We start from the raw sequence: 15,137 nt of genomic DNA, 5'->3' as shown, positions 1-15,137 counted from the left end.
GGGCAACAGGCCCGTCCTCAGACTTCTTTCTTCAGCGCCTCGACAAGGTCGGTCTTTTCCCAGCTGAAGCCGCCGTCTTCCTCGGGCGCCCGGCCGAAGTGGCCATAAGCCGCGGTGCGGGCATAGATCGGCTTGGCAAGGTCCAGGTGCTCGCGGATGCCGCGCGGTGTCAGGTCCATGACCCGCGGGATCGCCCGTTCGATCGCCTCGACGTCGGCCTTCTCGGTGCCGAAGGTGTCGACGTAGATCGACAGCGGCTTGGCCACGCCGATGGCGTAGGAGAGCTGCACCTGGCATTTCTCGGCGAGGCCGGCGGCCACGACGTTCTTGGCCACGTAGCGCGCCGCATAGGCCGCCGAGCGGTCGACCTTGGTCGGGTCCTTGCCGGAAAACGCGCCGCCGCCATGCGGGGCCGCGCCGCCGTAGGTGTCAACGATGATCTTGCGGCCGGTGAGACCGGCGTCACCATCCGGTCCGCCGATCACGAAGGTGCCGGTCGGGTTGACCCACCATTCGGTCTCCTCGGTGATCCAGTCAGACGGCAGCACTTCGCGGATGTAAGGCTCGACGATGGCGCGGATGTCGGCGGATTTCTGGAACTCGCTCTCGTGCTGTGTCGACAGCACGATCGAGGTCACGCCCACCGGCTTGCCATCCTCGTAGCGCACCGAGATCTGCGATTTCGCATCCGGGCGCAGGGTCGGCTCGACACCGGATTTGCGCGCCTCGGTCAGGCGGCGCAGGATCGCATGGGCGTACTGGATCGGCGCCGGCATCAGCTCGGGCGTCTCGTCGGTGGCATAGCCGAACATGATGCCCTGGTCGCCGGCCCCATCCTTGTCGACGCCCTGGGCGATATGTGCCGATTGCTCGTGCAGGAAGTTCAGCACGTGGCAGGTGTTCCAGTGGAACTTCTCCTGCTCGTAGCCGATCTCGCGGATGCAGTCGCGGGCGATCTGGCCGATCCGGCCCATGTAGTTCTTGAGCAACTCCTGGTCGGTCAGACCGACCTCGCCGCCGATCACCACGAGACCGGAGGTGGCAAAGGTTTCGCAGGCGACGCGGGCCATCGGATCCTCGGCGAGCAGCGCGTCGAGCACCGCATCGGAGATCCGGTCACAGACCTTGTCGGGGTGCCCTTCCGAGACCGACTCGGAGGTGAAGACGTAATTCTGACGGGTCATGGGTATTGCTCCATTGATTGCCGGCGTCACGCCAGGAAGCCGTTGTGACGCCCGAATGAACCGACGCGTTATGCTGCGTGCGGGATATCGTCAATCCCCAATGCACCGGCGCCTGACGATTGCGAACCCGGCGAGAGCTATCAGCAACACCACGAGCGGCACCTCGCCCGTCCTTGCATAAAGCGTCGGCGGCAGGGCCGGCGGCAGCGGCGCGTCGAGGAAGCCCGCGGTGTTGAGCGGCAGGGAATGCAGCATGTTCCCCCTGGCGTCGATCACCGCCGAAACGCCGGTATTGGCGGCGCGGACCAGCGGGATGCCGGTCTCGATCGCCCGCATCCGCGCCTGGGCCAGGTGCTGGTAAGGCCCGGTATAGGCGCCGAACCAGGCGTCATTGGTCAGCTGGATCAGTACATCGGCGCGCGGGGTGTGGCGGGGGTATTGCGGAAAGACTGCCTCGTAACAGATCAGCGGCAGCGCCTGGGCGAAACCCAGATCAAGCAGCGAAGGCCCGGGGCCGGCACCATAGCCGGTGTCGACCCGCGCGGCGAGGCCCGAGATGCCGAGACGCCGCCATAACTCGGGGAACGGCATGTATTCGCCAAAGGGCACAAGATGGAACTTGTCGGCGGTCTGCACGGCCCGGCCGGTGTCGTCGGTCAGAACAGCCGAATTGTAGAAGGCCTCGTCGTCGGAGCGCTGGATGCCCAGCAGCAGCGGCACGCCGCCGGCGGCCTCGGAGATATATTCCAGCGTCGGATCGGCGTCCTCGAGCAGCACCGGCACGGCGCTTTCCGGCCAGAGGATCAAGTCGGGGCGCGGCGCCTCGGCGGAAAAGCTCACCATGCGGTTGAAGAACACCGGGATCATCTCCGGGTCCCACTTCTGGTGTTGCGGCGCATTAGGCTGGACCAGCCGCAGCACCGGCGCATCGTCGGCAGGCGCTGGCACTGGGCGGTTGCCCTGGGCAAGGGCACAGAGCCAGAGCAGCGCGCCCAGCCCGGTGGTAAGGCCCAGCGCCTGCGCCGCGCCGCGCCGTGAGGGCCTGCGCTGCCAGAGCCAGACCGGAAGCGCGGCCATGGAGACTGTCAGGGCGGTGAGACCGTAGGGCCCGATGAAGGCGGCAAGCTGCGCCAGCGTGGTCTCGGTCCAGATGTAGCCGGGCAGCGCCCAGGGAAAGCCGGTGAGCACATGGCCGCGCGCCAGTTCGACGATGGAGAGCGCCAGCGCCAGCCGCAGCGGCCCGCCGCCCAGCCGTGCGGCGGCCCAGAAGCCCAGCCCCCAGAACAGCGCCAGCCCGCCGGCGAGGCCGATCAGACCGAAAGGCGCCATCCAGCCATAGATCTCGGGCTCGATCAGGAAGGGTTCGACGATCCAGTGCAGCCCGGCGGCGAAATAGCCGGTGCCGGCCCACCAGCCGAGAACGGCGGCGCGGCACGGCGCGCGCTCACCGCCGGCAAGGGCAAAGAGCGCGATCAGCGCCGGAAAGGCCAGCACCGCCCAGCCCAGTGGCGCCAGGCCGGCGGCGACAAGCGCCCCGGCCCCGGCCACAGCGAACCGGTGGCGCCAGGGATGCCGGCGCACCTGCTGGACTGAAACCGAGCTCATGCCTCAGGAGGCATCCGCGATCACCGGGTCGGTGGGGTTTCGGGGCAGCGCCTGGAGCCGGACCCTGAGCCGCTTGATCCGGCGGGGGTCGGCGTCGACCACCTCGAATTCCGGCCCGTCGGGATGGGGCACCATCTCGCCGCGCGCCGGCACGTGACCGGCCAGCACGAAGACCAACCCGCCGAGGGTGTCGATCTCTTCGGCATCGACCTGGTCGGTGGCGGTGAGGTCCATGCCGATCTCGGCCTGGAACTCGTCGAGCGGGGTCTTGGCCAGCGCGAGGTAGGTGCCGGATTTCTCGACCGTCCAGAGCTTGTCCTCGTCGAGGTCGTGTTCATCCTCGATCTCGCCGATCACCTGTTCGATCAGGTCCTCGATGGTCACCAAGCCGTCGACGCCGCCGTATTCGTCGATCACCAGCGCCATGTGGCGCCGCTCGGCCTGCATCTTGGTCAGCAGCACGCCGATCGGCATCGACGGCGGCACGTAGAGTAGCGGCCGCAGCATGGCCTTGAGCGAGAACCGCCCGCCCTTGCCGTTGAAGCCGTGCTTGAGCGCGAAGTCCTTGAGGTGGACCATGCCGACGGGCGTGTCGAGCGTGCCGTTGTAGACCGGCAGCCGCGACAGCCCGCTGTCGCGGAACACGTCGACGAGATCGTCGCGGGTGATGGTCACCGGCACGGCGACGATATCGGCCTTGGGGATGGCCACATCCTCGACCGCGAGGCGGCGGAGGTTGATCATGCCATGGGTCTGCGGCATCGGCGAGGTCAGGCCGTTGCCGGTCTCGCCCTCGTCGGTGCCGTCAGAGGGCAGCAGTGCCGAAAACACCCGGCTGAAAAGGCCGGGACGCTGACTGGCATCTGACTCGGGGTCGGGGAGCGCGCGTTGCGCTGCGTTAGAGCTGGGGTCTGTGTCGTCCATCATTCTGTCCGTTGCGAGCCTTATGGGCCCTGATCGCTCCTATATGGGTCTGCTATGCCCAGTTTGCCAAGTATGGCACGCTCATGTGCCTCCATCAAAGTGGCATCCTTGTCGCGGATATGGTCAAACCCGAGCAGATGTAAGACCCCGTGCACCATCAGGTGGGTCACATGAGCGGCAAATGGCTTGCCCTGCTCTTTGGCCTCGCGGTCGCAGGTCTCCCAGGCGATGGCGATGTCGCCCAGATGATGCGGGTCCTCCTCGCCGCCTTGCGGCGGCTCTTCGGGGGGGCTGCCGGGCATGTCGGGAGCAAGGTCCTCTTCCGGCCAGCTCAGAACATTGGTGGGCTGGGGCTTGCCGCGGAAATCGGCGTTGAGCACGGCGATGCGGGCATCGTCGCAGGCGAGCACGGCGATTTCAAAGTGCGATGACGGGAGACCCAGGTGCGACAGGGTGGCTTGCGCCGCGGTTTCGGCCAGCGTCTCCAGCCCGGCCTGTTGCCAGCGGTCGTCTTCAAGGATCGTGTCGGTGAGCATCTGGCTGATCGCCGGGGCTCTGCCCCGGACCCCGCGGTATTTGCAAACAGAAGAAGACCCGGGGAGTGCCCCGATGGCCGTGGCTCATGGCGCTTCGGCGTCCTTGTCGTAGGCCTCGATGATGGCGGCGACCAGCGGGTGGCGCACCACGTCCTTGGCGGTGAAGTAGTTGAAGGCGATCTTGGGGATGGTCTTGAGCAGGCGTTCGGCATCGGCGAGCCCCGATTGCACCCCGCGCGGCAGGTCGATCTGGGTGCGGTCGCCGGTGATCACCATGCGCGAGCCTTCGCCCAGGCGCGTGAGGAACATCTTCATCTGCATCGAGGTGGCGTTCTGCGCCTCGTCGAGGACAACGAAGGCATTGGCCAGCGTGCGGCCGCGCATGAAGGCCAGCGGCGCGATCTCGATCTTCTTTTCCTCGAGCAGCTTGGCCAGCTGTTTGGCGGGCAGGAAATCGTTCAGCGCGTCGTAGAGCGGCTGCATGTAGGGATCGACCTTGTCCTTCATGTCGCCCGGCAGGTAGCCCAGCTTTTCGCCGGCCTCGACCGCGGGGCGCGACAGGATGATCTTGTCGACATGGCCGTTGATGAACATGTTCACGCCGACCGCGACGGCGAGATAGGTCTTGCCGGTGCCGGCCGGGCCGATGCCGAAGGCCAGTTCCTTTTCGAACAGGCTCTGGACATAGGCCTTTTGCGCGTCGGTGCGCGGTTCGACCAGTTTCTTGCGGGTCTTGATCTCGACCGCGCCCTTGGGAAACATGTCGAGCTGGTCGCCGCCCATCGGCGCCGCGGCCTCGCCCGAGGGGCCCATGCGCAATTCGCGGTCGATGTCGGCGGTCTCGACCGGGCGGCCGGCCTCGAGCCGTTCGTAGAGCGAGGTCAGCACGGCGGCGGCCTCGGCCCGGGCCTCGGCCTCGCCCAGGACGGCGAGGTGATTGCCGCGCCGCAGGATCTGCACCGAGAGCCGCGATTCGATAGCGGCGAGATTGGCGTCGAATTCACCGCAGAGGTCGATCAGCAAGCGGTTGTCAGGGAACTCAAGCACCGTCTCCTGCAGGGTGTCAGGGGTGATCGGGTCATCAAGATGCGGTGCGCTCAAGGGGGTCTCCGTCGGATATCTTGGGTCGAGCGTGGCCGAGTGCGCGGGGCTTGGCAAGGGGGCGGATGGAAATGTCACCGCGCGGTCACGAAAAACAGCCGCGGAGAGGCTCCGCGGCTGTCTGGATGGTCAGGATCACGCCGAAAGATCAGTTAGGATCGGGGATCGGCGAGCCGCCCTTGAAGTCGCCGGCGGTATAGGTCGGCGGGGCGACGCCCGAGCAGACCGGCTTGCCGTAGCGGTCGAGCCGGTTGACCTGGTAGCCCTCGACGCCGTCGTCGGAGATCCAGTGATCGCAGCCGTCCGGGTCGACATAGACGCCCCATTTCAGCGACTTCAGCGAATGCGCGTTGATCCCGCGGTCGATGGTCTTGTCGGCGGGATAGCCGCGCAGGCCTTCGTCGCAGGCCGAGACCAGAACGCCCAGCGAGAGGGCGGCACAGAGTTTGACGAGTTTCATGTCTCTTGTCCCCTTACTGGAAGCACAGGATTTCGACGCGGCGGTTGCGCGCCATGCCGTCGGTCGAGCTGTTGGGGGCCACCGGCGCGGTTTCGCCCATGCCGCGGACATCCGCGATCCTGGCGCCCACCGATTCCGCCACCTGGGCCACCGCGATGGCACGGTTGTAGCTGAGGCGAAGGTTGTATTCGTGGCTGGCCCGGCTGTCGGTATGGCCGACGATCGTATAGGCGAAGGCGGTGGAATTGCGGAAGAACTCCTGCAGCCGCGCCCGGCCCTGCTTGTGGATGCGATAGCTGTCGGTGGCAAAGAACTGGTCGGTGTTCACCATGCCGCAGGGGCTGACGTCGTGGCAGATCGGCGTGCCCTTGCGGGTCAGCCGGTTCGAGGCATAGCCCTCGGCGCCGTCATCGGCGGCCCAGACCTCGCAGCCATCGGGCGTCAGCACGATGTTCGGAATGTATTGGCCCTTGTCGCGGCCCCGTTGCGACGGTGTGTCCCGCCCGAAGCCCTGCGCCTCGGCCAGGCTGGCCGTCAGCAGGGCGGCAACGGCAATGGTGGCGCAACCGGTGGCAGCGGCGCGAAAGGCTTTGGTGATGGTGATCCCCACAGCTATGTCCCTTGTAAAAGTGTTTCCCCCAAAAGCCCCGGCACGAGAGAATCGCCTGTGACGCGGCCTGAACTCATTTGACATCAACAGATTAGCAAACAATTGATAGGTGTGAAGGAGAAAATCCAGATATTGCGGTGACTTGCAGGGTCACCCGCAACATCGTCCGTCTCTGGCGGCCCGCGGCGCGAAATACTTCAAGAGTTCTCAGGCGTTTAGACACAAGTGCGAGGTGGGGCAAAATCAGGCGCAACCACCGCAGGGCGAAGGGAATTCCGGGATTCACCGGACAATCGGTCGAAAATGACCGAATTGGCACCGGAAACGCAACAATACAAGAATTCTCTTTAGTATACGTTAACGGCCAAGTAATCTTCGGGACAGTCTCGTTGAGATACGCTGGCCCGGCTGCCCCGTCATACCGGAGCGCCAGCGTTTGTCTGGGCGTCTGCTTGGCCGAAGAATTGGCCTTTGACTTAGGTTAGGGTAAATACATGAAAACAGCACTTGTACTGGCCGCAGTCTGCGCGGCACTCGCGGCCCCCGCGATGGCGGGTGGCAAGCACCACAAGAAACACCATGGCGAATACGGCCCCACCGGCAACAAGATCGTCGTGAGCTGCTTCCGCGGCCCGTGGCACGAAGTGATCTGGGACCGGCCGAACGCGGTCTTCGTCGACAGCCTGGTGTCGGTCGGCTACGAATATCCCACGGCCCACGCCATTGCCGAGCGGGTCTGCCGCGACAAGGCGCTGGTCGGCAATCCGGAAGGGCTGAAGGCGACGATGCTGAGCATCTATCGCGACCGCGCCTCGCACCGGAAGCACAATTACTGAGACCTGAGGGTTTCGGAACAGGAAACGGGGCGGGCCTTTGGCTCGCCCATTTCGTTTGTGCGGGCGGTTGCGGGGGCGGTGGGTTGGAAACCCACCCTACGGGGGCTTCGTTCAGACCAGCACGCCGGCGAGGGAATTCGGGCCGCTTTCGATGATGCGGACGCGGGCGATCTCGCCCCGGGCCACATCGGCATCGGCGACATGCACCGCGTGCAGGTATTCTGACTTGCCCACCATCTGCCCGGGCAGACGCCCCTCCTTCTCGAACAGCACCGAGACCTCGCGGCCGACCATGGCATCCTGCAGCTCGCGCTGCTGCTGGTTGATCAGCGCCTGAAGGCGCTGCAGCCGGTCGCTTTTTTCGTCCTCGGCCACCTGGTCACGCTCGGCGGCGGGGGTGCCGGGGCGGGTGGAATACTTGAAGGAAAAGGCGGTGCCGTAGCGGGCGGCGCGGATCAGGTCGAGGGTGGCCTGGAAATCCTCTTCGGTCTCTTCCGGGAAGCCGACGATGAAATCGCCAGACAGGTGCAGGTCCGGGCGGACCTCGCGCAGGCGCTCGATCAGCTTGAGATAGCTCTCTGCGGTATGGGCGCGGTTCATCCGCTTGAGGATCTTGTCGGACCCGGCCTGCACCGGCAGGTGCAGATAGGGCATCAGCTTGTCGCACTCGCCATGCGCCGCGATCAGGTCGTCGCTCATGTCGTTGGGGTGCGAGGTGGTGTAGCGGATGCGCGCCAGACCGTCGATCTCGGCCAGCGCCCGCACCAATTGCGCCAGCGACCAGTCGCCGCCTTCGCCGGCGCCGTGATAGGCGTTGACGTTCTGGCCCAGCAGGGTGAGCTCTCGCACGCCACGCTCCACCAGATCGCGCGCCTCCGACAGCACTTGTGCCACCGGGCGCGACACCTCGGCGCCACGGGTATAAGGCACGACGCAGAAGGCGCAGAACTTGTCGCAGCCTTCCTGCACGGTGAGAAAGGCGGTCGGGCCCCGCGCGGCCTTGGGCCGGGCGCGCAGCTTGTCGAACTTGTCTTCCTCGGGAAAATCGGTGTCGAGCGCCTTGGCACCTTCGCGCGTCCTGGCCTCCATCTCCGGCAGGCGGTGATAGCTCTGCGGGCCGACCACCAGATCGACCAGCGGCTGGCGGCGCATGATTTCCTGGCCCTCGGCCTGGGCGACACAGCCGGCGACGCCGATCTTGAGATCGGGTTTCGCCGCCTTCAGCCCCTTGTAACGACCCAGCTCGGAATAGACCTTCTCGGCCGCCTTTTCGCGGATGTGGCAGGTGTTGAGCAGGATCATGTCGGCGTCATCCGGCGAAGACGTCTCGACATAGCCCTGCCCGCCCAGCGCCTCGGCCATGCGTTCGCTGTCATACACGTTCATCTGACAGCCATAGGTCTTGATGAAGAGCTTCTTCGGTTCGGGCTTCAAGTCGGACATTTCGGGGATTCCTCGGACGCGCGTCTGAGCGCCGTGCCTACATCAAAAGACCCCTCTCTTGCAATGCACACAAAATTCACCGATTCTGCGGCAAAACGAGGCCCAGATGCAGTATTCGTCGCTTTCCGATTTCCTCGACAGAGGCAAGGACGCGCTGGCCAAGGGGCCGGTGGCGCTGATCCTCTGCGAGGACGAGGCCGAGGTCGCCTCGACGCTTCGCCATCACCAGTATCAGGGGTTCAAGGCGGTGGTGGGCTTCATGCCCGAGCGCATGACCCTGCCCGAGGACCTGATCGACACCATCCACCGGGTCGATCACAGCCATGTCCGCGACGGCGGCATCGACACCATCGTCAACGCGGTGATCCCGCAGGCCGGCGATATCTGGCTCTATTACGGCTACAACGCCGAATACCTGTTCTACCCGTTCTGCGAGACGCGGACCATCGGCGAGATGCTGGCCTTTCACACCGAGGAACGGCGCGACGCGATGTTGAGCTTTGTCGTCGATCTCTATGCCGGCGACCTGCGACGGCACGGCAACGCCGTCTCGCTCGAGGATGCCTATCTCGACCGGACCGGCTATTACGCGCTGGCCCGCCCTGATCCCCAGAACCACGGCCATCCCAAGGAACGGCAGCTCGACTTTCACGGCGGGCTGCGCTGGCGGTATGAGGAACACGTAAGCCAGAGCCGGCGCAAGATCGACCGGATCGCGCTGTTCCGGGCCAAGCCCAAGCTGGTGATGCGCCCCGATCACACCTTCACGGACGAGGAATACAACACCTATTCCTGTCCCTGGCACCACAACCTGACGGCGGCGGTGGCGTCGTTCCGCACTGCCAAGGCGCTCAAGCTGAACCCCGGCTCGACCTTCGACATCGAGGCCTTCACGTGGCACAACTCGGTGCCGTTTGAATGGCATTCGCGGCAATTGCTGGATCTGGGGCTGATGGAGCCCGGCCAGTGGTTCTGAGCTAGCCCGCCTCGCAGAGCCGGTCGGCCTGCATCGCAGAGGCCAGATCACGACCGCCCTTGAGGGTGCAACTGGCCTTGACCGCGTGTTCGCCCAGGGCGCCGGTAACTCGGCAGGTCAGGGTCTGCGCGCGGGTGATGTCCTGCATCCCGCGCAGCGCCTTCCGCCCGGCATCGCTGCCCGGTGCCGCACAGGCCAGACCGTCGATCACCACCGGCACGCCCTCGATCAGCAGCGCATTGCCGGCCAGCACCTCGGCGGCGGGACCGGAAATCGTCCGCGGCGCGGTGCTCTCGGTCGGGCGGCGGACCTTGACGTGGTCTTCGAACATCGGCGCCTCTTCGGCCTTGGGCGCCTCGGCAATCCCTTGCAGGGTGTCGGCCACGGCAGCGGCGGCGCTGGCCTCCACGCGCGCGCGTTCCTCGGCGAGGAAGGCCTGGACCGTGGCCACGCCGTCGTTGAACATCGCGCGCACCTCGGGGGCCTGCATCAGCCCGCGGGTGACCATCAGCGACAACGCCACGACAAGGAGCTTGAGTGTCCAGCGAAACCGGCGCGACCGCCTGGGCTTTGCCGGTTTTCCCCGCGCCTGGGGCGCATCGCCCAAAAGAGCGGTTTTCAGAGCCTGATCTGGTGTCATGGCAAAAAACTAGCCCCGCTCCTTGGCAGGAACGGGGCGGGAAAAGGCCGGAGATGCGGCGGAGGGCTTTTTTCGCCGCTCAGAGGTTCTCGGCTTGAGGCATGCCCAGCACGTGGAAGCCGCCGTCGACGCGAATGATCTCGCCGGTGGTGCAAGCGCCGGCGTCCGAGGCCAGGTAGACCGCGGTGCCGCCCACCGCCTCGAGCGTGGCGTTGGAGCGCAGCGGCGCGTTCTGGTCGGTGTGCTTGTAGGTCTTGCGCGCGCCGCCGATGGCGGCACCGGCGAGGGTCTTCATCGGGCCGGGCGAGATGGCGTTGACGCGAATGCCCTCGGGGCCGAGATCATTGGCGAGGTAACGCACCGAAGCCTCGAGCGCCGCCTTGGCGATGCCCATGACATTGTAGTTCGGCGTCACCCGGTTCGAGCCCATGTAGGTGAGCGTCAAGAGCGTGCCGCCGTTCTCCACCATCAGCGGATGCGCCCGGCGGGCGACCTCGATGAAGGAATAGGCCGAGATGTCCATCGAGTTCTTGAAGTTCTCGCGGCTGGTGTTCAGCACCCGGCCGGTCAGCTCGTTCTTGTCGGAAAAGGCAATCGCATGCACCAGAAAGTCGATCGTCGGCCAGCGCTGGCCGAGCTTGTCGAAGGCCTGGTCCAGCGAGGCGTCGTCGGTCACATCGACATCGACCAGAAAATCAGAGCCGACCGAGGCGGCGAGCGGTTCGACCCGCTTGCCGAAAGCCTCGCCCTGGTAGGTAAAGGCCAGTTCGGCGCCTGCATCGGCCATCGCCTTGGCAATGCCCCAGGCGATCGAGCGTTCGTTGGCAACGCCCATGATCAACCCGCGTTTGCCCTTCATGGAATGAGACATTGTCTGATCAGCCCTTGTACTTGCTGAGGATCATCGAGCCGTTGGTGCCGCCGAAGCCGAAGCTGTTGGTCATGACGGAGTCGAGGCCGGCGTTTTCCTTCAGTTCGGTGGCGATCTCTTCCGGTTTCAGCGCCGGGTCGAGGTTTTCGACGTTGATCGAAGGGGCGATGAAGTCATGCTCGAGCATCAGCAGGCAGTAGATCGCCTCCTGCGCGCCGGTGGCGCCCTGGCTGTGGCCGGTCATCGACTTGGTCGAGGACACCGGCGGGGTGGAGCCTTCGCCGAAGACCCGGCGCACCGCCTCGATCTCGCCGACGTCGCCCACCGGGGTCGAGGTGCCATGGGCGTTGATGTAGCCGACCTTGCGGCCCTCGGGCAGGGTCGAGAGCGCGACGCGCATCGCCCGTTCGCCGCCCTCGCCCGAGGGCGCGACCATGTCGGCGCCGTCGCTGGTGGCGCCGTAGCCGGTGACCTCGGCATAGATCTTGGCACCCCGCGCCTTGGCATGTTCCAGGTCTTCCAGCACGACGATGCCGCCGCCGCCGCCGATGACAAAGCCGTCACGGTCCTTGTCGAAGGCGCGAGAGGCCTTCTCGGGGGTGTCGTTGTATTTCGAGGACATGGCGCCCATCGCGTCGAACAGGCAGGACAGCGTCCAGTCCAGTTCCTCGCCGCCGCCGGCGAACATCACGTCCTGCTTGCCCATCATGATCTGCTCGGCGGCATTGCCGATGCAATGCAGCGAGGTCGAGCAGGCCGAGGTGATCGAGTAGTTGATGCCCTTGATCTTGTAGGCGGTCGAGAGGTTGGCCGAGACGGTGGAACACATGGTCTTGGGCACTGCGAAGGGCCCGATCCGCTTGGTGCCGCCGCTTTTCAGCACGGTCTGGTGCGCCGCCAGCATGGCCGAGGTCGAGGGCCCGCCGGAGCCTGCCACCAGCCCGGTGCGCGGGTTGACGATGTCATCCTCTTCCAGCCCGGCATCGGCAATCGCCTGGCCCATGGCAATATGGGCATAGGCCGCCCCCGGCCCCATGAAGCGCAGGGTGCGCTTGTCGACGTGATCGGCGACGTCGAGCTTGATATTGCCTGCCACCTGGCTGCGGAAGCCATGTTCCTTCATCTCTTCGTTGGCGGTGATGCCTGATTTGCCCGCCTTGAGCGAGGCAAGCACTTCTTCGACATTGTTGCCGATCGAGGACACGATCCCCATTCCAGTGACGACGACACGGCGCATGTATGCACTCCCTTTGGCCTGTTGGCGTTCTGTGTAAGACAGGCGGGGGGTATGGGGCAAGCGGATTGGGTTTCCGGGGCTGGTGGTTCCGGGCGATCAGCGCCTCGCGTCGCCTGCGCGTTAACAGCGGCCACAGGCCGCCGCGCATCGCCGGGCCGCCTCCACGGCACGGCGATTTGGCTGGCACAGGCGCGCCGATCCGATCTTCTTCGGATTTGGCTGGGATAAAGCACTGCCGAACGATGCGAGGAACGCCGTACCGCGGCCCGACGACCCACGGCTTGTGCTTATGGCCGCGCTAGACCCGGCGTTGTCCAAACCCCCAGCAAGTCATCTTACCCCCGCGCGTTAACAGCGGCCACAGGCCGCCGCGCATCGCTGGGCCGCCCGCCGGCACGGCGATTTGGCTGGCACAGGCGCGCCGGTCTGATCTCTTCCGGGAGCGGCTGGGATAAAACGCTGTCGAACAACGCGAGGATCGCCATACCGCGGCCCGACGACCCACGGCTTGTGCTTTTGGCTGCGCGATACCCGGCATCGCCCAATCCCCCAGCAGGTCACCTCACCCCGCGCGTTAACAGCGGCCACAGGCCGCCGCGCATCGCCGGGCCGCCTCCACGGCACGGCGATTTGGCTGGCACAGGCGCGCCGGTCTGATCTCTTCCGGGATTGGCTGGGATAAAGCGCTGTCGAACAGCGCGAGGGTCGCCATACCGCGGCCCGACGCTGCGCGGCTCGCGCAAAGCCACACGGCGCCGGGTTTCCCCGGCGCCGTGCAGAAGGGTCAACCGATGGTCGCGCCGTCTTCGCGCCAGACGGCGACGATGGACGAACGCGGCGCGCCCTCGCCATCCGGCCAGGCACCGCCGGGGTGCTGCACGCCGACAAAGGCCACCGTCTTGTCGAGCGAGAAGCACAGGCCCGTCACCTCGGCGCCGTTCGGCACCGTCATGAACCGCGCGATCTCGCCGGTCTCTGGGTTGCCCACCAGCATCTGGTTGTTGCCCATGCCTGCGAAGTCGCCTTCGTTGTCGTCATCCCCGTCGGTCTGGATCCAGAGCATTCCGTCGGACGAGAACACCATGCCGTCGGGCGAGTTGAACATGTTGCCTTCGTTGATGTTTTCGGACCCGCCATAGGCGTTGTCATAGACCGTCGGATTGCCCGCCATGACGTAGAGATCCCAAGTGAAGCCCTCGGTCGCATGGTTGCCGTCCACCGGTGTCCAGCGCACGATCTGACCATAGTTGTTGGTCTCGCGCGGGTTGGGCCCGTTGACCGAAGCATCGTCGCCGCCGCCATTGGTGGCACCTTCGCCGCGTTTGGAGTTGTTGGTCAGCGCGCAATAGGCCTCGGCCTTCAGCGGGTTCACCGCCACCCACTCCGGGCGGTCCATAGTGGTGCCGCCAGCCGCCGAGGCCGCCATGCGGGTGAAGGCGAGGATTTCCGGCAGTTCCATACCGGTGGTCTCGGGCGTCAGCGCCAGCCATTCGCCGGACTGATCGTCGTTGAACTTTGCCACATAGAGCGTGCCGTCGTTCAGCAGATCGCCACCGCCCTGCCCCTCGGCCCAGGTGCCGTTGGAGACATATTTGTAGAGAAACTCGCTGCGCTCGTCGTCGCCCATGTAGACCACCACGCGGCCATCGGAGGCCTGCACCATCGCGGCGTTCTCGTGCTTGAACCGGCCCAGAGCGGTGCGCTTCACCGGGGTCGAGGTCGGATCGGCGGGGTCGATCTCGGTCACGAAACCATGGCGGTGCGGCTCGTTCGGCTCCTGGCTCAGGTCGAAGCGCGCATCGAACTTCTCATAAGCATAGCGGCCGGCGCCACCGATGCCGTAACGGGCATAGCTCTTGCCCACCGGCTCGGCGCCGGTGGCCCCGAAGTAGCCGTTGAAGTTCTCTTCGCAGGTCAGATAGGTGCCCCAGAGCGTGCGGCCCGAGCCGCAGTTGTTCATCGTGCCCTTGACGTGGGTACCGGAAGGATCGGCGTTGGTCTTGACCAGATCATGACCGGCCAGCGGGCCTTCGAGGGTCATCTCGGTGTCATGGGTGATGCGGCGGTTGAACGGGCTGTCCTTGACCACCTGATAGCCCTCGGCGGTGCGGGCCACCTCCATCACGGTCACGCCCTGCAGGTTTTTCAGCAGGGTGACCTCGTCGGCGCTTTGCGGCACACCTTCGGAGGCGGCAGGCAGGTTGATCCGGGGATTGACGTATTCCGAGTTCACCGCGATCACCTCGCGGCCGTCGACCTCGAAGAGCTCCATGCCGTCGGTGTTCTCGCCGAAGACCTTGTCGGACATCTCGACCGGCACGCCGGTCTCGGCCGAATAGGCGCCCTCGGCCTCGGACCAGAGCGCATCGCCCCAGCGCACCAGAACCTTGTGGGCGTAGCCTTCGGGGACGTGGATCTCATGATCGGTGGCAATGCCGATCGGGGTGAAGGCAAAGCCCTCATTCATCGCCGCGCGCGACGCGGTGGTCGAGGACATGAGGCCGGTGCCGAAGACCGCGGCGCCGGAGCCGAAGGCCAGCGCACCGCCCAGAAAGCCGCGGCGCGAGATGGCGCGGTCAACGACCGCGTCGAACTGGTTTTCCGCCGGGCGCGGATCGCGCATTTCGTCGAAGTCGTCCCAGGAGAGGTCGATATGCGATGTGTCCACCATGGTGTATTCCCTTGCAGTCAGGCTGAGTGAAGCGCCGCGTCAT

Annotated in this window: 14 protein-coding genes and 1 riboswitch; of the genes, 2 read left to right on the top strand and 12 right to left on the bottom strand. The window is 65.6% G+C overall.

Features of this window, described 5'->3' with window-relative positions; translation table 11 throughout:
* Positions 1 to 17: 17 nt before the first annotated feature.
* The 7 genes from metK to ACN0SE_RS12915 all read right to left on the bottom strand — a co-directional run bounded on the left by metK (position 18) and on the right by ACN0SE_RS12915 (position 6,420).
* Complete coding sequence (metK, locus tag ACN0SE_RS12945) at positions 18 to 1,184, bottom strand: methionine adenosyltransferase (RefSeq protein ID WP_417524942.1); 1,167 nt, start codon at positions 1,182 to 1,184, stop codon at positions 18 to 20.
* Positions 1,185 to 1,190: 6 nt separating this feature from the next.
* A riboswitch (SAM-SAH riboswitch) is annotated at positions 1,191 to 1,238 on the bottom strand.
* Positions 1,239 to 1,274: 36 nt separating this feature from the next.
* Positions 1,275 to 2,789: an apolipoprotein N-acyltransferase gene (lnt, locus tag ACN0SE_RS12940; RefSeq protein WP_417524941.1), complete on the bottom strand. Its 1,515-nt coding sequence runs from the start codon at positions 2,787 to 2,789 to the stop codon at positions 1,275 to 1,277.
* 3 nt (positions 2,790 to 2,792) lie between these two features.
* Entirely contained in the window at positions 2,793 to 3,713 is a 921-nt protein-coding gene (locus tag ACN0SE_RS12935; protein WP_417525032.1) for a hemolysin family protein, read from the bottom strand.
* Positions 3,714 to 3,733: 20 nt separating this feature from the next.
* A complete protein-coding gene (gene ybeY / locus ACN0SE_RS12930) occupies positions 3,734 to 4,249 on the bottom strand; it encodes an rRNA maturation RNase YbeY (RefSeq protein ID WP_417524940.1) in 516 nt (171 codons plus the stop codon).
* A gap of 84 nt (positions 4,250 to 4,333) precedes the next feature.
* Positions 4,334 to 5,350 (bottom strand): PhoH family protein, encoded by a 1,017-nt coding sequence (locus tag ACN0SE_RS12925; RefSeq protein WP_417524939.1) that lies wholly within the window; start codon positions 5,348 to 5,350, stop codon positions 4,334 to 4,336.
* Between the two features lie 148 nt (positions 5,351 to 5,498).
* Positions 5,499 to 5,810, bottom strand: coding sequence for a hypothetical protein (locus tag ACN0SE_RS12920; RefSeq protein ID WP_417524938.1), 312 nt, complete (start codon positions 5,808 to 5,810; stop codon positions 5,499 to 5,501).
* A 13-nt stretch (positions 5,811 to 5,823) separates the two neighbouring features.
* Positions 5,824 to 6,420, bottom strand: coding sequence for an OmpA family protein (locus ACN0SE_RS12915; RefSeq protein WP_417524937.1), 597 nt, complete (start codon positions 6,418 to 6,420; stop codon positions 5,824 to 5,826).
* Between the two features lie 494 nt (positions 6,421 to 6,914).
* On the opposite strand from ACN0SE_RS12915, the gene ACN0SE_RS12910 reads away from it, so the two are divergent.
* The gene (locus ACN0SE_RS12910) at positions 6,915 to 7,256 is read left to right on the top strand and encodes a hypothetical protein (RefSeq protein ID WP_417524936.1); all 342 of its coding nucleotides are present in this window, start codon (positions 6,915 to 6,917) and stop codon (positions 7,254 to 7,256) included.
* A 111-nt stretch (positions 7,257 to 7,367) separates the two neighbouring features.
* On the opposite strand, the gene miaB is transcribed toward ACN0SE_RS12910, so the two are convergent.
* Positions 7,368 to 8,699 (bottom strand): tRNA (N6-isopentenyl adenosine(37)-C2)-methylthiotransferase MiaB, encoded by a 1,332-nt coding sequence (miaB, locus tag ACN0SE_RS12905; protein ID WP_417524935.1) that lies wholly within the window; start codon positions 8,697 to 8,699, stop codon positions 7,368 to 7,370.
* Positions 8,700 to 8,805: 106 nt separating this feature from the next.
* On the opposite strand from miaB, the gene ACN0SE_RS12900 reads away from it, so the two are divergent.
* Positions 8,806 to 9,675, top strand: a complete 870-nt coding sequence (locus ACN0SE_RS12900) for a hypothetical protein (protein WP_417524934.1) — start codon at positions 8,806 to 8,808, stop codon at positions 9,673 to 9,675.
* A gap of 1 nt (position 9,676) precedes the next feature.
* On the opposite strand, the gene ACN0SE_RS12895 is transcribed toward ACN0SE_RS12900, so the two are convergent.
* The 4 genes from ACN0SE_RS12895 to ACN0SE_RS12880 all read right to left on the bottom strand — a co-directional run bounded on the left by ACN0SE_RS12895 (position 9,677) and on the right by ACN0SE_RS12880 (position 15,094).
* Positions 9,677 to 10,315 carry a hypothetical protein gene (locus ACN0SE_RS12895; protein WP_417524933.1) on the bottom strand — a complete coding sequence of 213 codons (639 nt, stop codon included), beginning with the start codon at positions 10,313 to 10,315 and terminating at the stop codon, positions 9,677 to 9,679.
* 79 nt (positions 10,316 to 10,394) lie between these two features.
* A complete protein-coding gene (locus ACN0SE_RS12890; RefSeq protein WP_417524932.1) occupies positions 10,395 to 11,186 on the bottom strand; it encodes an enoyl-ACP reductase FabI in 792 nt (263 codons plus the stop codon).
* 7 nt (positions 11,187 to 11,193) lie between these two features.
* Positions 11,194 to 12,423, bottom strand: a complete 1,230-nt coding sequence (gene fabB / locus ACN0SE_RS12885; protein WP_417524931.1) for a beta-ketoacyl-ACP synthase I — start codon at positions 12,421 to 12,423, stop codon at positions 11,194 to 11,196.
* Between the two features lie 784 nt (positions 12,424 to 13,207).
* Positions 13,208 to 15,094: a PhoX family protein gene (locus ACN0SE_RS12880; protein ID WP_417524930.1), complete on the bottom strand. Its 1,887-nt coding sequence runs from the start codon at positions 15,092 to 15,094 to the stop codon at positions 13,208 to 13,210.
* Positions 15,095 to 15,137 lie beyond the last annotated feature (43 nt).

Source organism: Marinovum sp. (assembly GCF_048263515.1).
Taxonomy (GTDB): Bacteria; Pseudomonadota; Alphaproteobacteria; order Rhodobacterales; family Rhodobacteraceae; genus Marinovum.
The sequence above is the reverse complement of the archived record's forward strand: the minus strand, read 5'-3'. Positions and strand labels throughout refer to the sequence as shown.